21 protein-coding genes are annotated in these 23,684 nt (G+C 38.7%); 10 read left to right on the top strand and 11 right to left on the bottom strand.

The features are described from left to right. Positions 1-127 precede the first annotated feature (127 nt). Positions 128-940 (bottom strand): response regulator transcription factor, encoded by an 813-nt coding sequence (locus tag ABD873_RS02000; protein WP_345063930.1) that lies wholly within the window; start codon positions 938-940, stop codon positions 128-130. A 92-nt stretch (positions 941-1,032) separates the two neighbouring features. Between ABD873_RS02000 and ABD873_RS02005 the strand changes: the two genes are divergently transcribed. Continuing rightward, positions 1,033-2,196: a dicarboxylate/amino acid:cation symporter gene (locus ABD873_RS02005; RefSeq protein ID WP_345063933.1), complete on the top strand. Its 1,164-nt coding sequence runs from the start codon at positions 1,033-1,035 to the stop codon at positions 2,194-2,196. Between the two features lie 52 nt (positions 2,197-2,248). On the opposite strand, the gene ABD873_RS02010 is transcribed toward ABD873_RS02005, so the two are convergent. The 9 genes from ABD873_RS02010 to ABD873_RS02050 form a co-directional block, all read right to left on the bottom strand. Beyond that, entirely contained in the window at positions 2,249-2,944 is a 696-nt protein-coding gene (locus tag ABD873_RS02010) for an ABC transporter ATP-binding protein (RefSeq protein ID WP_345063937.1), read from the bottom strand. 18 nt (positions 2,945-2,962) lie between these two features. Then, positions 2,963-4,441 (bottom strand): DUF5687 family protein, encoded by a 1,479-nt coding sequence (locus ABD873_RS02015; RefSeq protein WP_345063940.1) that lies wholly within the window; start codon positions 4,439-4,441, stop codon positions 2,963-2,965. 92 nt (positions 4,442-4,533) lie between these two features. Beyond that, entirely contained in the window at positions 4,534-6,168 is a 1,635-nt protein-coding gene (pruA, locus tag ABD873_RS02020) for an L-glutamate gamma-semialdehyde dehydrogenase (RefSeq protein ID WP_345063942.1), read from the bottom strand. 129 nt (positions 6,169-6,297) lie between these two features. After that, positions 6,298-7,170 (bottom strand): helix-turn-helix domain-containing protein, encoded by an 873-nt coding sequence (locus ABD873_RS02025; protein ID WP_345063945.1) that lies wholly within the window; start codon positions 7,168-7,170, stop codon positions 6,298-6,300. Between the two features lie 8 nt (positions 7,171-7,178). Beyond that, positions 7,179-7,820 carry a peptide-methionine (S)-S-oxide reductase MsrA gene (gene msrA / locus ABD873_RS02030; RefSeq protein WP_345063948.1) on the bottom strand — a complete coding sequence of 214 codons (642 nt, stop codon included), beginning with the start codon at positions 7,818-7,820 and terminating at the stop codon, positions 7,179-7,181. Positions 7,821-7,898: 78 nt separating this feature from the next. Further along, positions 7,899-8,510 (bottom strand): superoxide dismutase, encoded by a 612-nt coding sequence (locus ABD873_RS02035; protein WP_345063951.1) that lies wholly within the window; start codon positions 8,508-8,510, stop codon positions 7,899-7,901. Positions 8,511-8,615: 105 nt separating this feature from the next. Continuing rightward, positions 8,616-9,086 carry a nucleoside deaminase gene (locus tag ABD873_RS02040; protein WP_345063954.1) on the bottom strand — a complete coding sequence of 157 codons (471 nt, stop codon included), beginning with the start codon at positions 9,084-9,086 and terminating at the stop codon, positions 8,616-8,618. 4 nt (positions 9,087-9,090) lie between these two features. Further along, on the bottom strand, positions 9,091-9,426 hold the full coding sequence (locus ABD873_RS02045) for a tRNA-binding protein (RefSeq protein ID WP_039053586.1): 336 nt from the start codon (positions 9,424-9,426) through the stop codon (positions 9,091-9,093). Positions 9,427-9,429: 3 nt separating this feature from the next. Further along, complete coding sequence (locus tag ABD873_RS02050) at positions 9,430-9,645, bottom strand: hypothetical protein (RefSeq protein WP_039053585.1); 216 nt, start codon at positions 9,643-9,645, stop codon at positions 9,430-9,432. 45 nt (positions 9,646-9,690) lie between these two features. On the opposite strand from ABD873_RS02050, the gene ABD873_RS02055 reads away from it, so the two are divergent. The 9 genes from ABD873_RS02055 (at position 9,691) to ABD873_RS02095 (ending at position 23,370) form a co-directional block, all read left to right on the top strand. Continuing rightward, positions 9,691-10,305, top strand: a complete 615-nt coding sequence (locus tag ABD873_RS02055; protein WP_345063961.1) for a porin family protein — start codon at positions 9,691-9,693, stop codon at positions 10,303-10,305. A gap of 109 nt (positions 10,306-10,414) precedes the next feature. After that, complete coding sequence (locus tag ABD873_RS02060) at positions 10,415-12,037, top strand: DUF6377 domain-containing protein (protein WP_345063964.1); 1,623 nt, start codon at positions 10,415-10,417, stop codon at positions 12,035-12,037. A gap of 212 nt (positions 12,038-12,249) precedes the next feature. Beyond that, positions 12,250-15,219: a SusC/RagA family TonB-linked outer membrane protein gene (locus tag ABD873_RS02065; protein ID WP_345063967.1), complete on the top strand. Its 2,970-nt coding sequence runs from the start codon at positions 12,250-12,252 to the stop codon at positions 15,217-15,219. A gap of 11 nt (positions 15,220-15,230) precedes the next feature. Next, on the top strand, positions 15,231-16,757 hold the full coding sequence (locus ABD873_RS02070; protein WP_345063970.1) for a RagB/SusD family nutrient uptake outer membrane protein: 1,527 nt from the start codon (positions 15,231-15,233) through the stop codon (positions 16,755-16,757). 10 nt (positions 16,758-16,767) lie between these two features. After that, complete coding sequence (locus tag ABD873_RS02075; protein ID WP_345063973.1) at positions 16,768-18,267, top strand: endo-1,6-beta-glucanase; 1,500 nt, start codon at positions 16,768-16,770, stop codon at positions 18,265-18,267. 4 nt (positions 18,268-18,271) lie between these two features. Next, complete coding sequence (locus ABD873_RS02080) at positions 18,272-19,609, top strand: DUF5125 domain-containing protein (protein ID WP_345063976.1); 1,338 nt, start codon at positions 18,272-18,274, stop codon at positions 19,607-19,609. Between the two features lie 177 nt (positions 19,610-19,786). Next, positions 19,787-20,569, top strand: a complete 783-nt coding sequence (locus ABD873_RS02085) for a succinate dehydrogenase cytochrome b subunit (RefSeq protein WP_039053583.1) — start codon at positions 19,787-19,789, stop codon at positions 20,567-20,569. Between the two features lie 23 nt (positions 20,570-20,592). Next, positions 20,593-22,527 carry a fumarate reductase/succinate dehydrogenase flavoprotein subunit gene (locus tag ABD873_RS02090; protein WP_345063979.1) on the top strand — a complete coding sequence of 645 codons (1,935 nt, stop codon included), beginning with the start codon at positions 20,593-20,595 and terminating at the stop codon, positions 22,525-22,527. 69 nt (positions 22,528-22,596) lie between these two features. Next, positions 22,597-23,370 (top strand): succinate dehydrogenase/fumarate reductase iron-sulfur subunit, encoded by a 774-nt coding sequence (locus ABD873_RS02095; protein ID WP_197053579.1) that lies wholly within the window; start codon positions 22,597-22,599, stop codon positions 23,368-23,370. A gap of 78 nt (positions 23,371-23,448) precedes the next feature. On the opposite strand, the gene ABD873_RS02100 is transcribed toward ABD873_RS02095, so the two are convergent. Then, positions 23,449-23,684, bottom strand: a 236-nt coding sequence (locus ABD873_RS02100) for an IS3 family transposase (RefSeq protein WP_345063983.1), incomplete at its 5' end; no start/stop codon positions are given.

Consider the following 23,684-nt stretch of genomic DNA (forward strand, 5'->3'; position numbering starts at 1 on the left):
AGAAAAATAACAGTTAATGCAAGCACTCTCATATCCCACAAAATTTAAGTTCACAAATAGGGTTAGCTACTTAAACAAATGTACCCCATGATGAAAGTGCCGGCAATAGTGATAAATCACTAAAAGTTTATATCAACCCGTGAATGAGTGCATAGGCCACTACCTCGCTGCTCGTATACGAGTTGGTCTTTTTCAGAAGGCGCTGGCGGTGATTTTCTACTGTATTTTTGGATATGTTGAGTTTCTCGGCGATGATTTTGCTGGTCATTCCTAATGAAAGCAGGCGTACCACCTCTATCTCCCGCTTTGTAAATTTGACCTCTGACATATATTTTGTTTCAATATTCGCGGGAAGGCTTTTTAAAAGTTTATGATTATCTCCATCTACAATAAGGATAGACAGCTGAGGAATATAATCCACTTCCATATGTGAAATATCCGTAACCTGACAGAGGCAATACCTTACTCCCCCGTCCTCCTCATACTTCCAATCCAACACCTGCTGGACGACATTACGGAAGTTGCCTTCTGCATCCCTCATTTTAAGGTATATGTTGGGGCGGAAGGTTTTATTAGGATTATTTAAGATAAATGAATATACGTAATCTACATAGGCCATCCAATAAGGGATATGCTCGGGATAACCTACTTCTTCCACATACCTCTCCGGCGACATCCCTTTCCAATACTCGGCAGGCTTACCGGTCATCTCTTCCAATATGCCTCCCACCTCCAAAAGACGCTGATCCGCAAAATCTACGATACACCATTGGTACATCCCCAAGGAGAAAGATTTCATAGCCTCTATCTTGGGTTCGAAATATTTACGGATATCGCATTTTTCAAGCAAAGGAGTTGCCTTATTAGACAAAATATTTCCAAATTCATCTAAACTATTAATCGGAGAAATTCCATCTATATAGTTTACAATTGGCTTCATATATAGAAATATAAATAAATTTATACAAAATTAAAAAAGACAGAGAGTAAAATAAGGCCTTGACAGAGAATATTATTTTGTATTTTTAGCAAATGAAAAACCTAATAAACAACCTATTATTTCGTGTTATTTTTGCCATAGCTTTAGGAATACTGTTAGGCAATATTCTTCCTAAATCGGTTGGCGATATTTTCGCAACATTCAATGCTCTGTTTGACCAACTGTTAAAATTTCTTATCCCTCTGATTATCGTAGGACTTATCATTCCTGCCATTACTAAACTGGGCAGTACGGCGGGCAAGATGCTTATTGTTACAGTAGCCATCGCTTACGGTTCGACCCTGTTTTCGGGATTTTCAACCTATTTTGCCAGCATGGCTATATTTCCCTCCCTCTTGGAAGGGCAAAGTGTACAAAACATCGCTGACTCAAGTAGAAGCCTTTCACCATATTTCACCCTACAGATCCCTCCTTTTTTGGACGTGATGGGAGCTCTGGTTTTTTCTTTTCTTGCGGGTATAGGGCTGGCGCGTCAACAGAACTCCAGACTAGCAGAAATAGCCTTTGATTTCGAAAACATTATTTCTTTTATCATCGAAAAAGTCATCATTCCATTATTGCCGGTGTTCATTTTCGGTATCTTCCTAGATATGACCTATTCGGGTAAAGTGTTGATGATATTGAATGTCTTTATCAAAATTATCGGTGTAATCTTTACCTTACATATCCTGCTCTTATTGTTGCAATATATATTAGCCGGTATTATTACAGGTAAAAATCCATTTAAACTTTTGCGTACTATGCTACCGGCCTATTTTACCGCTTTGGGCACGCAATCTTCTGCAGCTACCATTCCTGTGACATTAGCTCAAGCCAAAAAGACAGGCATATCCGAAGAAGTTGCATCTTTCGTCGTTCCTCTTTGCGCTACCATCCATCTAGCTGGAAGTACATTAAAAATCGTAGCCTGTGTAATAGCACTGATGTTGATGCAGGGATTACCTATAAATTTCGGCTTGATTGCCGGCTTCATCTGTATGCTGGGTGTGACTATGATTGCTGCACCTGGAGTGCCGGGGGGAGCCATCATGGCGGCCATAGGCATCATTGCGTCCATGCTGGGATTTAATGCAGAAAATCAAGCCTTGATGATTTCTTTGTATATTGCCATGGACAGCTTTGGCACAGCTTGTAACGTTACAGGCGACGGGGCAATAGCCGTTGTGGTGGACAAGTTTTTTGGAAAGAAAGGCTAAAGGAGATACAGATACACCAAAAACGCTTCGGAAATTCCGAAGCGTTTTTTGCTTATATAGAAAAGAGTGTATGCAGCTCTTCCAAAGTTTCGGGAGAGGTTTCAAGATCTTTAATCACTTTACCTTTTTCCAACACGATGATTCTGTCGGAAATTTCCACGGTATGGGACAGGTCATGACTCGATATAAGGATAGTGACTTCTCGTTCTTCAATCAATGTTTTTATAAGCTTTTTCAAGCGGAACTGCGAGCTGGGGTCCAAGTTTGCAAAGGGTTCATCTAGGATGATAAGTTCCGGACTTCCTATCAAAGCACCGATAATCCCTACCTTCTTCTGATTTCCTTTAGATAAGTCACGTATATATTTACGTATGTTCAGGATTTCGCCGTTAAAAAATTCTTCATACTGAGCGACAAAATTGGCAACATCCACTTTGTTCATTCCCTGCAGCGCTCCGATGAAGTTAAAATATTCTTCCGGCGTGAGATAACCTATCAGAAAAGATTCGTCTAGGAAAGCACCAGTAAAGTCTTTCCACGACTCATCTTTATTGACTTCGATATCTTTAATTTTGACGTTTCCCGAGGTCGCTTGTATCAAGTTTAACATTAAGCTGAACAAAGTGGTCTTTCCCGCTCCATTATTACCCACCAAACCTATACTTTCACCACGCCTTATTTCGAGCCTGTGTATATCCAAGACTTTGACATTATTATATACTTTAGAAAGATTTTCTATGCTTATCATATATCTGAATGTTTAAGGTTAAGAACGTTGTTTGAATCCTTCGAGCATACTGAACCGTCTACTCGTATAAAGCTGAGCGATAAAATTAAGGATAAGAGGGCGACATAGGAGACCTAAAATTCCTAAACTCAAAAGCGTCACATTAGCTGCTGTAAGACCTATAAAAACCTTGATAGGGAACCAAATAATACAAGGCAGTATAATCAAAGGAAAGCTAATCAACCATTGCGCCAATCCAATACCTTGATAGTTGAACACATTGGAATTAGAAAGATCAATATATTTTCTGTTATATGCTCCGAACAACAATACTACTGGAATATTTATTCCAGCATTATATACCCCACAGACAATATGTACGTAAAGTTTATCCCAGCCGAAGTACACATAAAACGTACTCAATATAGTTAGAATCAAAACCGATCCATCCATCAACAAGGCTTTAGCCTTCAAATAGGTACGCATGGTAATTGGTCTTGTTTGCAACAGGGCAAAATAAGAACTATCCCATGCCGGAATGAATTGTCCGAAATTGATAACGAAAATTCCGGTGATAAACAACCCTATAAACAAGGACCACCCCGGAATTAAAAAAGCTGGATTCGTATAAAAAAGCAGGCCATATGCCAGAAATCCGAAGCTTAGATACACCACCGTCCGGGTCCGTTTATTTCTCCAGAGCAGTTTTAAGTCCAACTCTAAAAAGGGAGCAAGGGTCCCGAATCGGCTTGTCCAGCTTAAGTCTGCCGTACGGTATTCTTTTTGTGTTTCTCTTAGATAAGCATCCATATAGAGATGCTCCTTCACATCCATGAATGTGAGTCTATAGCAAAGGACAAGGACCGCAAAAGGAAGCAGACACAGAACAGGATATATCAAGACAAGGTTGAAGAAGTTTCCGAAAAGATTCGTAACGGAAAAAAGTTTATAATACTCCAGACCTATCAGCACCAGACAGATTATTAGAAAAGGTACTAACGCCTTTATATAGCCCGAAAACTTGCGCTGAATCCAAAAGTTCAGGAAGTTAAGAATAAGCACCATTCCAAACAAAGTCAGTAGCCAGCCTATAAGGGAAACACTATCAAAATCTCCGCTTATCCTGTTAAAGATTACAAAAGGCACAGCCACAGTCATGGTCAGGATATTGTAAAACGAAAACAAGGACTTGGCCATTAAAGCGTGCACCACCTGACTTCGTGTGACGCGCTGCGTCAGAAGAGGTTTGGCATCCAACACGGGAAGGTTTTGAAAGAAAAAACGTAAAAGCAACTCTGCCGCCAACCACACCAGCAAGAAGCTGTTGACCACCAGCAAAGGCTTTTCACGGGGAACCGCCTCTTTGCATAGAGGATATAAGCTTATTCCCAGCGAAAGAAAAGTAAAAAAGAAATAAAGCCCTATAAAGCCCATAAAAAGCTTTACGGCTAAGCTCTTGCCAAAAGTAGCCGAGCGAAAAAAGGATTTAAACTCTAATTTAAGCAGCTTGAAAAACATAGGTCGTTTTCGGAATATTTGGCTTAATATAAAAAAAAGCTTCGAGAAAACCTCGAAGCTTTAACCTAACCTAATCAAACATCTATTACAATCTAATCTTCTGCTAAGAAAGGATATCTGTAATCCGTGTCCGGATTGAATGTTTCTTTTATGGTACGCGGTGACACCCAACGTAACAGATTAATCATAGAACCAGCTTTGTCGTTGGTACCTGATCCACGAGAACCGCCGAAAGGTTGTTGCCCCACTACCGCTCCAGTACATTTATCGTTGATGTAGAAGTTACCGGCCGCATTGCGCAATTCGTATGTAGCTTTGTCAATGGCATAGCGATCCTGAGAGATGATAGATCCTGTCAAAGCGTAGATAGAAGTCGAATCTACAAGTTTTAACGTTTCTTCAAATTTGTCGTCCTCATATACATACACTGTCAATACAGGACCAAAGAGCTCCTCACGCATAGTTTCATAATCCGGCTTTTTCGCCAAAATCACTGTCGGATGGATAAAATATCCCTTAGATTTGTCGTATTCACCACCGATGATTATTTCCGCATCCGGAGATTCTTTCGCACGGTCAATATATTTAGTAATCTTGTCGAAAGCTTTTTCATCAATCACAGCATTGATGAAGTTGGAGAAATCCTCTGTACCTCCGATTTTAAAAGATTTGATATCGGCTTCCATAAGGTCTCTCAACTTAGGCCACAATGACTGTGGAATATAGGCTCTTGACGCTGCCGAGCATTTCTGGCCTTGGTATTCGAAAGCTCCCCGCACTAGAGCAGTATTTAACACTTTGATGTCGGCAGAAGAGTGGGCAACGATGAAGTCTTTACCCCCTGTCTCGCCTACAATACGAGGATAACTTTTGTAAATATGTATGTTTTCTCCTATAGTTTTCCATATGTCTTGGAATACGGCGGTAGAACCAGTAAAGTGAATTCCCGCAAAATCTGGATGTTTGAAGATGACATCTCCTGCATCTGGTCCAGACACATATACCAAGTTGATTACACCATCCGGCAAACCAGCCTCTTTAAATATCTGCATCAACACATTTGCAGAGTAAATCTGTGTGTTTGAAGGCTTCCACACCACTACGTTGCCCATCATAGCCACACAGGTAGGCAAGTTACCGGCGATGGCAGTAAAGTTGAACGGTGTCAAAGCAAAGACAAATCCTTCCAGCGGGCGTTGTTCCACACGATTCCACACACCTTTGGCATTCACCGGAGGTTGTTGCTGATAGATCTCAGCCATATATTTTACGTTGAAGCGCAAAAAGTCCGTGATTTCACAGGCTGAATCGATTTCTGCCTGAAATGCATTTTTGGACTGTCCAAGCATGGTAGCGGCGTTCAACTTATAACGGTATTTCGTAGAGATTAGTTCTGCAGCTTTCAGAAATATAGCAGCGCGCTGTTCCCATGGCAGATTTTCCCAATCCTTTTTCGCGGCCAAAGCTGCATCGATAGCTTCTTTGACATGCTCTTTGGTGCCTTGGGAATAATAACCCAATACGTGCTGATGGTCATGAGGAGGAGACAATTTCACTTTCTTGTCTGTACGCACCTCTTTAGACCCTATATACATAGGAATATCTACTTGCTGGGCTCTTGCTTCAGCGATAGCTTGTTTCAATAATTCGCGCTCCTTTGTTCCCGGAGCATAAGAATATACGGGTTCGTTTGCTGGAACCGGAACGTTGAAAAATCCTTTTAACATAAGCGTAAATTGTTTAATGTAAAATTACGGACAAAAGCGGCTGAGGGATTTACCCTATTTGTCCAACTATAAACATATTCTATCCTTTATAGTTAATGGATTAACGAAGATTTTTGAGAAATAATCAATTTAGGTTATATCTGCACTATGGGCTTGAATGTATTTTTTAGGCGACATCTTTGTGATGGATTTAAACACCCGGTTAAAGTGCACGATATTGTTGAATCCAACCTGAAAAGCGGCTTCGGAAATATTTTCCGACTTGTTATTCAACAAAATCTGGCAGGCCTTCTCAATTCTCACCTCGTTGAGGAAGGTAATATAGGTTTTCATCGTATGCTTCTTGAAGAATTTGCAAAACGAGGTGGGTGTCATATGTACTAAGGCCGCCACCTGATCAATGGTAATATCTTCCTGATAACGTTCGAACGTATATTTGTACACCTGACTTATACGCACACCATCCTTATCCGAATAGCTCATATCGCGCACCCCAGAATATAAGGTCACCGTATCGTTACGGTGTACGGTAAGGGCATGGAGAAGCTGCAAAAATTCCGTAAAGCGAGGCATCCCTGTCTTCACCAACAGGTTGGTAAAATAATGAATCATGGACTCGGAAATAGAACGGTCCAGCATTTTGGAAGTATGTAGGTCCTGAAGGTAGTCGCGTACAGCCTCAAACTCGGGAATATGATAGAGTTTCTTCATGCGTTCGAGGTTGACAAAAATGTGTATAGCATGAATATCCCCTTTATCTTCTTCGGACTCTGTGTCGCGATCAAACATGTGTGGCTCGTTAGGTTTGAGCACAAAAATATCACCCGATTGGAAGGACTGCATGATATTTCCTACCATTATAGTGCCTTTACCTTTGAGTATGTAGGTAATCTGTGCTTCATCGTGGCGGTGATAGTAGTTATAGAAATTCTCTTTCTTGTCTTCCAACACAGCGAAGACTCCTTCTCCATAAACCGAAACTGTAAATTGGATAGGCTTCATCACTAGAACTATTGCTTCTTCAATTTATCCGCAAAGACTTTTTTTACTTTTTCAACCTTAGGGCGAGCAACAATCTTACAATACATCTCGTTAGGGTTTCTGTTATAATAATTCTGGTGATAATCTTCGGCAGTATAGAAGGTCTCTGCATGTTCTATGGTGGTGACGATAGGTCTTTCGTAGGCACCGGATTTTTCCAAGGTCTCTATATAGTAACGGGCTTTATCTTCTTGGTCTTTATTTACCGGAAAAATGGCAGAGCGGTACTGAGTACCTATATCATTGCCTTGGCGGTTGAGTTGTGTAGGATCGTGAACCGTGAAAAAGACCTCCAATATTTCATCATATGTAATTTTCTGTGGGTCGAAAGTAACTTTTACGGCTTCGGCGTGTCCTGTCTGGCCTGTACATACCTGAGCATAGGTGGGATTTTCCACATGCCCTCCTATATATCCCGAGACTACGGTATCAACACCTTCCAACAGCAGCAGAGGTGCTTCCACGCACCAAAAACATCCTCCTGCCAAGATTGCTACTTCTTTATTTTCCATGTTCATATCCTTCACTTTTACATAATCACTACTGAGCTGCGCCTTGCTATGACATGCCCAGCAACACATAAGTAGAATAATACTTCCTATCCATCTCATCACTTTCGTCGTCACCTAAATTAAAAAATAAAGGCGACATACGTGTATGCCGCCTCCTAAATATCCTAATAGATGCTATTATTTTTTAGCAGCTGCATAGTTAGCGGCTACAGCATCCCAGTCAATTACATTGAAGATGGCTTCCAAATAAGCCGGACGTTTGTTTTGATATTTCAAATAATAAGCATGCTCCCACACGTCAATACCCAAGATAGGTGTACCTTTTACCTCTGCTACGTCCATTAATGGGTTGTCTTGGTTTGGTGTAGAGGTAACTGCCAACTTACCTGACTCATCCACAATCAGCCAAGCCCAGCCCGATCCGAAGCGGGTAGCACCTGCATTTTGCAACTGTGTCTTCAGTTCAGCGAAAGAACCGAAAGCAGCATTGATGGCTTCTGCCAACTCCCCTTTAGGTTCACCGCCACCGTTAGGACTCAGGATTGACCAGAACAATTTGTGGTTATAGTGACCGCCACCATTGTTGCGAACAGCAGCCGAATATTTGCTCACATTTTTAAGAATATCTTCTAAAGAAGCATTCTCTGCATCCGTACCAGCAATAGCTTTGTTTAAGTTATCCACATAAGCTTGGTGGTGACGATCGTGATGGATTTCCATCGTTTCTTTATCGATATGAGGTTCTAATGCGTCAATTGCGTATGGTAACGCTTCTAATTCAAATGCCATAGTTCTATATTTTTTTAATTATCGTATAATAATATCAATTACAGTTACGAATATAACAAATCATCCGTCTTTATGTTTCATAATAATGCCATATTGTGGAAAAGTTTAGCGCTTGCTCTTGAAAAAACGCTTCATTAGTTCGGCACATTCACTTTCCATCACACCACCTACTATTTCGGTTTTCGGATGAATAATATGAGAACTGATAGCCGAATAACCGCGTTTATCATCTTTGGCGCCATAGACTATACGTGAGATCTGCGTCCAGTAGGACGCTCCGGCACACATGACACAAGGCTCTACCGTAACGTACAGCGTGCAGTCTTTTAGATATTTCCCTCCCAGAAAGTTGGCTGCCGCCGTGAAGGCCTGCATTTCGGCATGTGCTGTCACATCATTCAGTCTTTCGGTTAGGTTGTACCCCTTGCCGATGATTTTGCCTTGTGACACGATGATGGCACCTATGGGGACCTCATCCTCTTCATAAGCCTTCTGCGCCAGCTTATACGCCTCCTTCATATACATTTCATCGGTATTTACCGGCGCTGCTCCCTTTTCAAAATTATAAACCTTCATATGCTTAAAACATCTTTGACCCATTCGGTACTTTACGCTCCACGCTGGTAAGCACTACATCCCCATTTGCATCGGCAAAGCCGGTAACCAAACACTCGGACATAAACTTGCCTATTTGCTTGGGTGGGAAATTTACGACAGCAACAACCTGACGACCTACGAGCTCTTCCTTCGTATAATGTTTGGTAATCTGAGCGCTGGATTTCCGAACTCCTATCTCCTCACCAAAATCTATCTTCAGCTGGTATGCAGGCTTCCTAGCCTCTGGAAAGTCGTATACTTCCACGATTGTACCCACCCGCAAATCTACCTTTTCAAAATCACTCCAACTAATTTGCATAGATTAAAGTCTGTTTATATCCAAATCGGCCAGCTGCTTACCTAGCGTATAGATGACATACTCTTCCTTACGCTTCAGACGTCTTGCCAATCTGGAAATCAGCTCCTTTTCTTCTCCTTCGTTGTATGCAAGATCTTCCTCAGAAAGATGATTATACTTGCGTAACAATTTTAATTTTAGAATTTCCCAGTCAGTTTTCGTAATTTTAAGGCTTGTCATTGTTAGTAGATTATTTATAATTGAAACCAAAATAACATTTATTCTATGAAAAACACAATACTTACGCTTTTTGTAGCTATTTTCAGCTCATTATCACTCCAAGCTCAGGAATTCAAACTAGGTTTGAAAGCAGGTATGAATTTTTCTAAAATCAAGTTTGATAAAGACGTTTTAGAATCATCTAATAATGCGGGCTATTTAGCAGGTGTTTGGTTTAGACTAGGTGGTAATTCATTCCATATCCAACCTGAGGCTTATTTCACTACCAAAAATGCAAGTGTGCAAGCTCCTAAAGAATCAGCTCCTACAGAACTAATCAAAGGCGACATGAAATTTTCAAACATTGATGTACCTATATTATTAGGGACAAAGTTCCCTGTGGGACCTTTGAAATTAAAATTACAAGCGGGTCCATTGTTTTCATTTGTGATTGACCAAGAAGCTTCTTTCAAAGACAACATCGTATCAACCTATGATGATGCCTTAAAAAGCTATAAAGACAAATTCGCCGCAGTAGTAGCAGGTACAGGATTAGACATCGGTAATTTTGCTGTAGACTTACGCTATGAATATGGTCTAGGTAACATTAGCAAAACAGAGACCGCTGGAAAACAAACATTAAATCTCTGGACAGTAAGTATAGGATATAGCTTATTCTAAACCTATTTACAAATATATAATACTATCAAAAAAGCGCACGATGCGCTTTTTTGATTAATTATTCCTTCTCTTAATATAACCTAACTATATCATTTGCTATATTGAACTTATGATAAGACATATTCTTTTTCTACTAATTAGCCTACAGCCAATTTTATTATTAGGGCAATATGACATTAAAAATCTTGAAAAGGAACTTGATTTATTATTAGATAAAGAAGAACAATATCATCAGATTCGACTAGAAAAAATCAATAAACTAAAAAATAACCTACTATTCAAAAGAAACTCTACTCAAAAATCACTATTCGATATTCATTACCAACTTTTTGAACAATATCAAAAGTTCCAATCAGATTCAGCTCTTACCTATATTTACAAATGTCAAGAGATTATAGGTCAGGAAAATGATTCATTGCGAATCAAATTACAATTAGATTTAGCACACTTATATTCTACTAAGGGACGGTATCTAGAAGCAAATGAAATTTTAAAAAACATTTCTCCACAGACAATTCCTGTCATGTTGTTAGTCAAATACTATGATACTTATTTAGCATTCTATAGTCATTATGGTCAAAGCAATAATAACAACATCTATTATAGACAAAGTGAGTTGTACCGAGATTCATTACTTCAGTATTTAGATCCAAATGCCATTTCTTACCAGATTGAGATAGCAACGCGAGATATTTTTGCTGGCAATCGCAAAAAAGCTATTGAGGCACTTGAATATATACTTCAAAATAAAAACAATACAGGGGAGTACACAGCTCTAGTATCCTATCTTCTTGGAATAGCATACAAACAAGAAAACAATCCAGAGAAACAGAAATATTATGTACTCCGATCGGCTATAGAGGATATAAAGAATGCAAATAAAGATAATGCTTCTCTTCAAGATTTAGCGCTCATTTATTACGGTGAAGAAAATTTTGATAGAGCTTTCAAATTAATTGACAAAGCTATCAAAGACGCTATTTACTGTGATGTGAGATATAGAATTATTGAAGGAACCACCTTCTATCCTATCATTAATGCTTCATATCAAGCAAAAATTAATGCTCAAAATAAAAAGTTATTATTTAATCTCGTCCTAATCAGTGTACTGACTGTAGTTTTGATTGCTGGAATTATATTCATCATAAAACAAATGAATAAACTCAGTGCAATACGGTCTCAACTGTCACAAACCAACAGCCAGCTACTGCAGATGAATAGACAGATTCATAAAAACAATATTGAACTGTCCGAAGCCAATCATATCAAGGAAGAATATATAGCTCAATTCTTTGACATGTGCTCTTCTTACATAGAGAAAATTGATGTACTTCGAAAAGATGTAATTAAAAAAGCTAATTCCAATCAAATAAAAGAGCTAATAGCAGAACTAAAATCTACCAAAGTCATTGAAGATGAGGTAGCCGAACTTTACCACAACTTTGATACTATATTTCTCAACTTATATCCTTCATTTATTGAGGATTTTAATAGCCTCCTTCGCGAAGAAGAAATTATATTACCAAAGAAAAATGAACTTTTAAATACTGAGCTTCGGATTTTTGCATTGATACGACTAGGTATTGATGACAGTGTGAAGATTGCTAGCTTTCTAAGATACTCCTTACGAACTGTCTATAATTATCGGACAAAAGTCCGCAATAAAGCTATAGGTGATCGCGAAGAATTCGAAAATTTAGTTAAGAAAATTGGTAATATAGACCGCAAGTAATTCCCAATTCAGTACTTTTTAGCTTATCTAAAAAAACATAAAACACTTAATACAAGCAAGTTACAAACAAAACTTAGTACTTTAAAAGTATAACGCCTACCCAAATAGAAATTCTGTAGCTAAATTTATACTTGCATTCGAGCGGGATACTTGTCTGCAAACAATAACAGCACCAAGCTGTTATAGATAACCTAATAAATCTATCTTAATTTATGAGACACAAAATACCATTATTTAATGTTATCACATTTCTATTATTGGTTACTCAGATTCACTTTGTTATGGGACAACAAACGAAAAGAGTAACAGGTAAAATAATAGATGGAGAAACACAAACCGCGCTACCTGGTGTTACGGTAACACATAAAGGAACTCAGCTAAAAACCATGTCAAACAATGATGGTTATTTCGAAATCAATGTCCCTACTAATGCAGTCTTAATATTCCAATCTCTCGGCTATGAAACGCTAGAATGGAATACACAAGAAGCACAGACTACAATTTCACTTTTTAAAAGTGTAAATCAACTAGAAGACATCATTGTCATTGGATATGGTAGCGTGAAACGCAAGGACGTGACCACTGCTATTTCATCTGTATCGACCAAAGATCTAGAAAAAAGACCAATTGTCAATGTGGGGCAAGCCATACAGGGGAAAGCTGCCGGTGTATCTGTCATCCAACCGAGTGGTGAACCTGGAGCAACTATGTCTATACGAGTAAGAGGTACTACCTCATTTAATGCCAGCAACGAACCGCTCTATGTCGTAGATGGTGTTCCCGTAGATAATATCAAATTCCTAGCTCCAAATGACATTCAGGACATCCAGATTCTAAAAGACGCTTCTTCTGCAGCAATATATGGGTCAAGAGCAGCTAACGGAGTGGTATTATTAACTACAAAATCTGGCAAAGCTGGAGTAGCCAAAATAGCTTTGAATTCGCAACTCACGGCTAATGTAGTTAACAATTCATTTCAAGTACTCAATACGCAGCAATATCGAGAATTACAAGAGGAAATAGGATTAGTTAACCTTCCGTTAGGCTTGCAAGATCAGACGGACTGGTTCAAAGAAGCCTATACTGTGGGCAGACAGCAAAGTCATCAATTATCCATCTCAGATGGCAATGAAAAACTACGTTATTACTTATCGGGAGGCTATATTGGAGAAAATGGGATTCTTGAATCTTCTTTCTTCAAAAGATATCATTTCAGGGGCAATATTGACAATCAAGTAAGAGATTGGTTAAAAGTAAACGCTAATATTACCTATTCGGACTATAACGACAACGGCATCATTAGTGGTACAGGTGCAAATCGTGGTGGAGTCGTGCTGTCAGTCATTAATACCCCCGTATATGCCCCTATTTGGGATCCATTGAATCCACAGCAGTATTACAATAATTTCTATGGAATAGGTAATATCACTAGTCCATTAGAAAATCTAAGTCGTAGTAAATACAATAAAAACAGAGAAAACAGATTGTTGGCATCTGGAAATGCATTAGTCAGTATACTTGACAATTTGCAATTCAAAACTAGTTTAACACTGGACAGAAGAAATGCGCTAAATACAACCTTCTTAGACCCTATTTCTACAGCTTGGGGACGCAGTCAATATGGGACAGCTTCTGATTTCCGTAATATGAATACGTTAATAGTATTCGACAATACATTGACCTATAACACCAACGTTGATAAGCATAATATAGAAGTAATGCTTGGGAATTCATGGACAGACTCTAAGTATACCAATAGTTATATCAATGGTTCGCACTTTCGTAATGATTTGATACAAACATTAAACGCCGCTAACAAAATATCATGGGATGGAACAGGCACAGGTGCTTCAGATTGGGCTATTATGTCCTATTTTGCTAGAGCTATGTACAATTATGACAGCAAATATCTCTTAACTGTCAATATGCGTGCTGATGGCTCTTCAAAATTAAATCCCAACGATAGATGGGGATATTTCCCATCCGTATCGGCAGCTTGGCGCGTTTCTTCTGAATCATTTATGGAAGATGTATCATGGATAAATGATTTAAAAATTAGAGGTGGCTGGGGACAAACAGGTAATCAATCAGGTCTAGGCGATTATGCATACCTACAATTGTACAATATTGAACGATTTCAGTGGTTTCAAGTAGGTTTTGAAAATGCCGTTCCTAATATTAGTCCTGCTAACCTAAGAACAAAAGATCTTCGCTGGGAAACAACGACACAATCCAATATCGGACTTGATTTGTCAGCTATTCAAGATAGATTATCACTTAGTTTAGATTATTACTATAAGAAAACTTCGGATATGCTGATGTATGCTACTCTACCAGATGGACAAATAGCGAACACCATTCGTCGTAATGAAGGCGAAATGACAAACAGAGGATTTGAAGTAACCTTAGGTTCAAAAAACATCCGCAGAAATTTCACATGGGATACAGATTTCAATATTTCATTCAACAGGAATAGGTTAGAAAAACTTGAACTGCAAAAGATATATTACGCAGCTAAAACTTCAGAAATTGTCAACGATTATGTGGTACGAAACGAACCTGGTAGACCGTTAGGCGGTTTCTATGGCTATATCAGTGATGGTGTTGATCCTGAAACAGGAGAATTAATGTACAGAGACATCAACAATGACGGTAAAATCTCTTCATCAGATCGTACGTACATTGGAGATCCTAACCCGAAGTTTACCTATGGTATGACCAACAATTTCTCATATAAAAACTTTGATTTAAGTGTATTCATACAAGGATCTTATGGCAACGACATCTATAATGCTAGCCGTATCGAAATGGAAGGAATGTATGATGGCAAGAATCAAATTATCAAAGTATTGGACAGATGGAAAATACCTGGTCAGCAAACCGATGTTCCAAAAGCTGGATATGACATTAAAAATTCAACTTATTTCATAGAAGACGGGAGTTTCTTGCGCCTAAAGAACATTTCATTGAGTTATAATATTAATGCAGAAAAAATCAAAAAGATTGGTTTTCAAAAGATTCAACCCTACTTATCAGCAAGTAATCTCCTTACTTTAACAAAATATACAGGTATGGATCCTGAGGTGAATCAATGGGGTAATAGTGGTAGTGTACAAGGTATAGACTGGGGCACTTATCCTCACAGTCGTTCTTTTGTCTTAGGTGTGAATCTTGAATTTTAAATTATTACATTATGAAAAAGAATTTCCGAATAATAGCCTTTATATCTACTCTACTGTTGAACTTTATTATAGCTTCATGTTCTTTGAATAGAGATCCGCTTGACTCCTATTCAGACGTAACTGAAGGCGAAACAGAAAAAGGCCAAAATATAGTATTCAAAGATAAAGCTGCTGTAGATAATTACCTTAATTCACTCTATCAACAACTAAAAGATAGACAAGAGCATTGGTACTTAGATCTATTACTTATTGCTGAATCACATAGTGACAATGCTTATGCGGGGACTACGGGCGCTGAAGTTGTTCCTTTTGAAAATAATTCTATAGAAGGCTCCAATTCTGTTATTGAACGGGATTGGCAACGCTACCTAGAAGATGTAGCACGCGCAAATCGTCTGATTGTGTATATCGACAGCGTAGCGGACAATTCTCTAAGTCCAACATTAATTACCTCTTACAAAGCGCAGGCAAAAATTTTCCGTGCATTAGTATTATTTGACATGGTAAGAATATACGGCTCTATTCCCCTTGTCTTGACTATTGCACCTGATATCACATCGGATAATGTCACGGAGGTATATCCAAAATATTTCCCAACTCAAAGTACAGAAGAAGAAGTTTACAAGCAAATCGAAGCCGACCTACTCTATGGTCTTGCTAATGCGCCGGATAATAATGCTTCAGATAAAACAAAATTTAGCAAATCTGTTGCGAAAGCCTTGTTAGCTAAAATTTATGCTGAAAAACCACTACGCGACTATGCGAAAGTAATTCAATATGCAGATGCATTAGCAGCAGATGGTTTTGACTTAAACGCTAATTATGCTGACTTGTATCAATTGACCGCAGATAATAAAAATTTAGCCATGCGTAATACGCAAGAATCTATACTAGAAGTTCAATTTTTCCCTGGCGCTGGCAATTGGGCGAGTTGGATGTTTGGACGTGATTTGTCTAATTATGATATCAACTTCACCTGGGCAAAATGGGTTACACCATCACGTGATTTAATTCAAACATTCCAAAACGAAGGTGATAATATCCGTATGAATCAATCCATTGTATATTACACCACTACATGGAGTAACTATTATCCTTCTACAAATTATCCATTCATGTTCAAATTAAGATCAGGTATGAGCAGCATTATCAAACTGAGATACGCTGATATACTTTTGTTAAAAGCAGAAGCTTTAATCATGCAACCTTCGCCAAACCTAAGTGCTGCAGCAGATATCATTGATAAGGTAAGACAGCGTGTATCATTACCAAAACTAACAGCTACAGATAAAGCCAATAAGGAGAACATGCTCAAAGCATTACTGAAAGAAAGACGTTTAGAATTAGCTTTTGAAGGACAAAGATGGTTTGATTTAGTTCGTTTGGACAAAGTCGAAGAGGTAATGAATGCAGTATTTGCAAAAGACACAGGAAGAAAACCTTTAGTTTACCCATTCAATCAATATTCGTATCGACTTCCTATTCCTCAAGCAAAAATTGACCAAAATCCCAACCTAATTCAAAACCCAGGTTATTAAACGATAAATTATGAAACGCTTTAATTATAAATATATGATTCATCTCTTTATACTGTCTGTTATATTGTCTACTGCCGCTTGTCAGCGTGATAGTTTCACAGCTTCAGACAACATTGATAATCAAAACACTTCAGGTGATGTCACGCTATACGTAACATCCAACAATCGAGCATATGATTTAACAAAATTACACCTCGATTATAGTAACAAATTCAACATGTCCCCTAACACTATCCATATTAATACTGATGTAAAATATCAATCTATGGAGGGTTTTGGGGCAGCAATAACAGGTTCGACTTGTTATAATCTTATGCAAATGTCCAAAGAAGATCGGACTAAATTTTTAACAGAAACCTTCTCCGAAAACAATGGTTTCGGAATGAGTTATGTTCGAATTTCTATTGGCTGTTCTGACTTTTCACTTAGCGAATATACTTGTTGGGATACTCCTGGAAAAGAAAACTTTGGTTTACAATCAGAAGAGAAAAACTATATCATTCCTATTTTGAAGGAAATATTAGCAATCAATCCCAACCTCAAAATAATGGGCTCTCCATGGACTGCACCACGCTGGATGAAAGTCAACAACCTGACAAACCTAGCTCCTCACAATTCATGGACAGGTGGACAACTAAACCCTAGCTATTACCAAGACTATGGCTGGTATTTTGTACAATGGATTAAAGCTATGCAAAATGAAGGAATTAATATAAGCTCTATCACTATTCAAAATGAACCATTAAACAGAGGTAACTCAGCATCTATGTATATGACTTGGCAAGAACAACAACAATTCATCAAAGAATCGCTAGGTCCACAACTGAAAGCCGCTAATCTGAATACTAAAATCTACGTTTTTGACCACAACTATAATTATGATAATATAGAAGACCAAAAATCTTATCCAACTAAAATATACCAAGACGCTACTGCTGCGTCCTATATCGCAGGAGCAGCATATCACAACTATGGAGGTAACAAATCCGAGTTACTCAACATACATGAAGCAAGACCAGACAAAGAGTTAATTTTTACGGAGACTTCTATAGGTGAATGGAATGATGGCAGAAATCTGAGCAAACGCCTAACAGAAGACATGAAAGAAGTAGGATTAGGAACTATCAATAACTGGAGTAAGGCTGTGATTGTATGGAATCTTGTATTAGATACCGAGAAAGGTCCTAATCGTGATGGCGGTTGCCAAACTTGTTACGGTGCGGTAGATATCAACAGTAAAAACTACCAACATATCACCAAAAACTCACATTACTATGTAACTAGCCATCTATCATCAGTCGTGAAGCCTGGTGCTTATCGTGTAGGTACCACCGGTTACAAGGTAGACGGATTAGAGTATAGCGCATTCCAAAATACAGATGGCTCATTGGCATTTGTTATTCTCAATGATTTGAATGAAGGAAAAAGTGTAACAATTAGTGATGGTAAAAAACATTTCTCTTACGAAGTGCCAGCCAAATCTATAGTTTCTTACAAATGGAAAAATTAAGGTCATGAAACAGTTAAAGAACAACCTTTATATTTTTGTTTGTCTCGTTTTAGCCCTTTCTTGTCAAAAAGAGAAAGAGTATACGTATAATATTGGCAACCCTTCTATTACCATAAATAATGCTCCTACTTCCGCATTATTTGGTGATAGTTTAGTGTTTAATGTTGCTGTTGAGGACAAAGATGTACCACTTTCTACGCTCAAAGTTCAATTGTATTTCACAGATGATATCGTCTCTGAAACCACTATTCGAACAAAGGAAAATGGCTCCTACACAGGCAAAATTTATGTTCCTTTCCTTAAGGATATCCCTAATGGAACAGCTACATTAAAATTTGTACTACAAAACATTAGTCAAAAAAAAGTGGTTAAAGAAATTGATTTACCATTGAGTAGACCTAATTTCCCTTACTTGGATTTAGTAACTAGCACCAATACATATAGATTACAACGAGTAGAGGAAAATACCTATGCTATCACTGAGAATTTGCCCTACTCGGTAAAAGGATATATTCAAGCACCGAAAGTAGGAGAATATGGTAATATTATGAACTTTGGGTGGGTCAATAATGAAGTACAATTGGGCAGTACCTCGGAGATACCATTCTCTTATTCTTCATCTACCACTTATACTATACAATTTAACACTCTGACATATGAAGCTTCACCGTTTATTGTCGCTTACGCTATCAACGGTACAATTTTTAGCCGCATCAATGACAATCTATTCAGAGCAGAGATAAATCTAAATAAAGGAGAGGAAGTTAAAGTAGATGGAATTGATGATTTCGAGAATTGGTGGATCGACCCAGATTTTTTCAAAGTAGATCAAAACAATAAAATAACCAGCAACGTCATCAATGGAAAGTATCGAATTTCAGCGGATTTTACACACAAATATCTGATTGCGGAAGCTATGGATGGAAATAACTTAGCAACATTAAAAGGTGATGGCACAGGAGCTATTTGGATTATTGGGGATGGCATAGGTAAACCTAATGTATCAAGTAACCATGTTGGTTGGAATACAGATAAAGCTATCTGTATGGCACCAATAGGAAATAAAAAGTATCAAGTTACTATTACGGGCGGTATTACAGCTAATACGGATTATATAAACTTTAAGTTCTTCCATCAAAAAGGCTGGGGTGGTGAATTCACAAATAGCCAACTCTCATCTTCTAGCGACATTATATTCGTAGGTAACGGTTCTAATGGTAGGGACCCAGGAAATCTAGGATTAGTATCAGGTAAGTTGCTTGAAGAAAACAAACCCTATATCTTGGTAGTAGACGTTTCGGCTGGTAATTCGAACGCTGTACTGACGGTCACCCCTAAATAAAACTACATCGAAATTGATACTCCAAAACATAGAGCCGTTAATAAGAATATTAACGGCTTTATTATGTGTATATTGACTGATTAGAATAATTCTAAATTAGATTTTTGTTATATTTACGAGGTCATTTTTATAAATGATTAGGTACTTTTGCAAGAAAAATTTAAACATTTAAGGATAATGAGTAGTAAATCAAAGCCGCTATTTAGTTCTTCTCTAGGTAAGAAATTAATCATGAGCTTAACGGGACTATTTTTATGTACGTTCCTTGTCGTGCACTTGATTGGTAACTTACAGTTATTTAAGAATGACGAAGGCTACGCATTCAACAACTATGCGCACTTCATGACGCATTTCACGCCTATTAAAGTAGTTTCATACTTACTTTATGCTTCAATCATTTTACATGCTGTCTACGCATTAATCTTGACTTTAAAGAACAAGGCTGCTAGACCTATTGGGTACCACCAATCGGCTGGTAATGCTAACAGCAAATGGAACTCACGCAATATGGGTATCTTGGGTACTATCATTTTGGTATTCTTGGCTACACATATGCAAAACTTCTGGTATCAGTACAAGTTTGGTACCACTCCTTACATCGAGTACCACACTGATCTAGAGACTGGCAATCGTCAAACTATCTCATCAGATGATTTACCTGCGAACTACGATGGGTACAAAAGCTTTGTGAAAAACGGCGTAGAAACCGTAAAGACCAAAGATTTGTACAAGCAAGTAGCATTTACTTTCCAAAATCCATTCATCGTATTACTTTACGTAGTAGCAATGGGTGCCTTGGCTTTCCACTTGATTCATGGATTCCAATCGGCATTCCAAACATTAGGTTTCGACCATAGAAGATATATTGGTTTGGTAAAAACAATTGGTATTTGGGTATTTGGAGTGATTATTCCTATTGCTTTTGCTATAATGCCATTGTATTTCTTTTTTAAAGGTTAGTAATCTCTATTAAAAATAAAGATATGTTAGATTCTAAAGTACCAGCAGGCCCATTAGCCGAGAAATGGTCAAATCATAAATTCAACTTGAAGTTGGTGAATCCTGCCAACAAACGTAAGTTTACGATTATCGTTGTAGGAACAGGATTGGCAGGTGCTTCAGCAGCTGCTTCATTAGCAGAGCTTGGTTACAACGTGAAAACGTTCTGCTATCAAGATTCACCACGTCGTGCACACTCTATCGCTGCACAAGGTGGTATCAATGCGGCAAAAAATTACCAAAACGACGGTGACTCTATCTTCCGTCTTTTCTATGACACTATCAAAGGTGGAGACTACCGTGCCCGTGAGGCCAACGTTTATCGTCTAGCTGAAAACTCAGTAAAAATCATCGACCAATGTGTGGCACAAGGTGTACCTTTTGCTCGTGAATACGGAGGTCTTTTAGATAACCGTTCTTTCGGTGGTGCGCAAGTATCGCGTACATTCTACGCCCGTGGGCAGACAGGACAACAATTGTTGTTAGGTGCTTACTCAGCATTGAACCGTCAAATCAAAAAAGGAAAAGTAAAATCATACACCCGTCATGAGATGTTGGACCTAGTAGTGATCGATGGTCATGCTAAAGGTATCATCACTCGTGACTTGGTAACAGGAAAGATTGAAGCGCACGAAGGTCATGCCGTATTGTTGTGTACAGGAGGTTACGGAAACGTATTCTTCCTATCGACAAATGCTATGGGCTGTAACGTTACGGCAGCATGGAGAGCACACAAACGCGGTGCCTTCTTCGCAAACCCTTGTTACACGCAGATCCACCCTACCTGTATCCCAGTGACAGGTGACCACCAGTCGAAATTGACATTGATGTCCGAGTCATTGCGTAACGACGGTCGTGTGTGGGTACCTAAAACAAAAGAATTAGCAGAGAAATTACGTAAAGGAGAACTAGGTCCTAACGACATCAAAGAAGAAGACAGAGATTACTTCTTAGAGCGTAAATACCCATCATTCGGTAACTTGGTGCCTCGTGACGTGGCTTCACGTAACGCTAAAGAGGTGGTAGACGAAGGCCGTGGTGTAGGTAAAACTGGTTTTGCGGTATTCCTAGACTTCGCTGACGCTATCAAACGTATGGGTGAAGAGACAGTACGTGCTAAATACGGTAACTTATTTGACATGTACCAAAAAATCACCGACGAAAACCCATACGAAGTGCCAATGCGTATCTACCCAGCTGTTCACTATACTATGGGTGGTCTATGGGTTGACTATAACTTAATGACTACTATTCCGGGCTTGTACTGTCTAGGAGAAGCTAACTTCTCTGACCACGGTGCTAACCGTCTAGGTGCTTCTGCCCTAATGCAAGGTCTGTCAGATGGTTACTTCGTAATCCCTTACACTGTAGGTGATTACTTGGCAGGATTGGGAAGCTTCGCTCCTGTAGACAAAAACCATCCGGCATTCGAAGAAACACGCAAAAACGTAGAAGATAACATCAAAAAATTATTATCTCTACGTGGTAACAAAACTGTAGACGACATCCACAAACAGTTAGGTCACATCATGTGGGAATACTGTGGTATGGCGCGTACAGAAGAAGGCTTGACTAAGGCTAAAGGTTTGATTCGTGAGTTGAGAAACGAATTCTGGAACAACGTAACGGTTCTTGGTTCGAACGAAGAGTTGAACATGTCTTTGGAAAAAGCCGGTCGTGTTGCCGATTTCTTGGAATTAGGAGAACTAATGGTTGACGATGCTCTTCACCGTAGAGAATCTTGTGGTGGTCACTTCCGCCTTGAATCACAAACTGAAGAAGGTGAAGCTAAACGTGATGACGAAAACTTCGCTTATGTAGCAGCTTGGGAATACAAGGGTCCAGACCAACCAGAAGTACTTCACAAAGAAGAGTTGGTATTCGAAAACGTTAAGTTAACACAAAGAAGTTATAAATAGTATAGAGTATTGAGTGTCGGAACTTATACCTTCCGATACTCAACACTTCATACTCAATTCATAATAGATATGAGTAAACACATGAATTTAACGCTAAAGGTTTGGCGTCAAAAAAATCAGAATTCAGAAGGTAAATTTGTTACTATCCAAGCTAACAACATTGCGGACGATATGTCCTTCTTGGAAATGCTTGATGTAGTAAACGAAGATCTTACCCGTAAGGGAGAAGATCCTATATATTTCGACCACGACTGTCGTGAGGGCATCTGCGGTATGTGTTCATTGGTAATCAACGGTCGTCCTCACGGTCCTAACGAGCGTACTACAACCTGTCAATTGCACATGCGTTCGTTCCACGACGGACAAACTATCGTTATCGAACCTTGGAGAGCTGCAGCTTTCCCTGTATTGAAAGACTTGGCGGTAGACCGTTCGGCATTCGACCGCATCCAACAGGCTGGTGGTTATATCAACGTAAACACTGGAGGTGTGCCTGACGCCAACGCTATCCCTATCCCTAAACGTATTGCTGATGAAGCATTCGAATCGGCAACATGTATTGGTTGTGGTGCTTGTGTGGCAGCATGTAAAAATGCTTCAGCAATGTTGTTCGTTTCGGCAAAAGTTTCTCAGTTTGCTTTGTTGCCTCAAGGTCAAACAGAACGATACGAACGTGCTCAAGCAATGGTTGACCAAATGGACAAAGAAGGTTTCGGTAACTGTACTAATACGGGCGCGTGTGAAGCTGAATGTCCAGTAGGTATCAAATTGACTAACATTGCTAGACTGAACAGAGAGTATTTCACAGCGAAAATCTTCCGTCAAGAAGATGTTCACGCTTAATTTATAGAAATATAATCTTCTATAAAAAGAGCTTTCCTTTAAGTGAAGTGCACCCAAAAAGTTGGACAAAGTTAAAAATTAATTGTCTATGTGATGAGCTCGATATTTTATCGGGCTCATTCCTTTTAGATTGAGTTTTATTCGATCGTTGTTATAGTATTCAATGTAGTTCTTTATATCCCGTTTAAGTTCATCGATGTCATGGTACTTTTTAAGATAGAATAGTTCAGATTTTATAATACCGAAGAAGTTCTCAATAATGGCATTATCTAGGCAGTTGCCCTTTCTGGACATACTTTGCCTGATGCCTTTCT

The organism is Sphingobacterium thermophilum, from assembly GCF_039541675.1.
Taxonomy (GTDB): domain Bacteria; phylum Bacteroidota; class Bacteroidia; order Sphingobacteriales; family Sphingobacteriaceae; genus Sphingobacterium; species Sphingobacterium thermophilum.

What these genes read in the sequence shown, in the direction of transcription:
- ABD873_RS02075 (WP_345063973.1), top strand. Translation starts at nt 16,768, where the DNA reads ATGAAACGCTTTAATTATAAATATATGATTCATCTCTTTATACTGTCT.
- ABD873_RS02055 (WP_345063961.1), top strand. Translation starts at nt 9,691, where the DNA reads ATGAAAAACACAATACTTACGCTTTTTGTAGCTATTTTCAGCTCATTA.
- ABD873_RS02070 (WP_345063970.1), top strand. Translation starts at nt 15,231, where the DNA reads ATGAAAAAGAATTTCCGAATAATAGCCTTTATATCTACTCTACTGTTG.
- ABD873_RS02045 (WP_039053586.1), bottom strand. Translation starts at nt 9,426, where the DNA reads ATGCAAATTAGTTGGAGTGATTTTGAAAAGGTAGATTTGCGGGTGGGT.
- ABD873_RS02050 (WP_039053585.1), bottom strand. Translation starts at nt 9,645, where the DNA reads ATGACAAGCCTTAAAATTACGAAAACTGACTGGGAAATTCTAAAATTA.
- ABD873_RS02085 (WP_039053583.1), top strand. Translation starts at nt 19,787, where the DNA reads ATGAGTAGTAAATCAAAGCCGCTATTTAGTTCTTCTCTAGGTAAGAAA.
- ABD873_RS02065 (WP_345063967.1), top strand. Translation starts at nt 12,250, where the DNA reads ATGAGACACAAAATACCATTATTTAATGTTATCACATTTCTATTATTG.
- ABD873_RS02005 (WP_345063933.1), top strand. Translation starts at nt 1,033, where the DNA reads ATGAAAAACCTAATAAACAACCTATTATTTCGTGTTATTTTTGCCATA.
- pruA (WP_345063942.1), bottom strand. Translation starts at nt 6,168, where the DNA reads ATGTTAAAAGGATTTTTCAACGTTCCGGTTCCAGCAAACGAACCCGTA.
- ABD873_RS02095 (WP_197053579.1), top strand. Translation starts at nt 22,597, where the DNA reads ATGAGTAAACACATGAATTTAACGCTAAAGGTTTGGCGTCAAAAAAAT.
- msrA (WP_345063948.1), bottom strand. Translation starts at nt 7,820, where the DNA reads ATGAGATGGATAGGAAGTATTATTCTACTTATGTGTTGCTGGGCATGT.
- ABD873_RS02015 (WP_345063940.1), bottom strand. Translation starts at nt 4,441, where the DNA reads ATGTTTTTCAAGCTGCTTAAATTAGAGTTTAAATCCTTTTTTCGCTCG.
- ABD873_RS02000 (WP_345063930.1), bottom strand. Translation starts at nt 940, where the DNA reads ATGAAGCCAATTGTAAACTATATAGATGGAATTTCTCCGATTAATAGT.
- ABD873_RS02090 (WP_345063979.1), top strand. Translation starts at nt 20,593, where the DNA reads ATGTTAGATTCTAAAGTACCAGCAGGCCCATTAGCCGAGAAATGGTCA.
- ABD873_RS02025 (WP_345063945.1), bottom strand. Translation starts at nt 7,170, where the DNA reads ATGAAGCCTATCCAATTTACAGTTTCGGTTTATGGAGAAGGAGTCTTC.
- ABD873_RS02080 (WP_345063976.1), top strand. Translation starts at nt 18,272, where the DNA reads ATGAAACAGTTAAAGAACAACCTTTATATTTTTGTTTGTCTCGTTTTA.
- ABD873_RS02010 (WP_345063937.1), bottom strand. Translation starts at nt 2,944, where the DNA reads ATGATAAGCATAGAAAATCTTTCTAAAGTATATAATAATGTCAAAGTC.
- ABD873_RS02035 (WP_345063951.1), bottom strand. Translation starts at nt 8,510, where the DNA reads ATGGCATTTGAATTAGAAGCGTTACCATACGCAATTGACGCATTAGAA.
- ABD873_RS02040 (WP_345063954.1), bottom strand. Translation starts at nt 9,086, where the DNA reads ATGAAGGTTTATAATTTTGAAAAGGGAGCAGCGCCGGTAAATACCGAT.
- ABD873_RS02060 (WP_345063964.1), top strand. Translation starts at nt 10,415, where the DNA reads ATGATAAGACATATTCTTTTTCTACTAATTAGCCTACAGCCAATTTTA.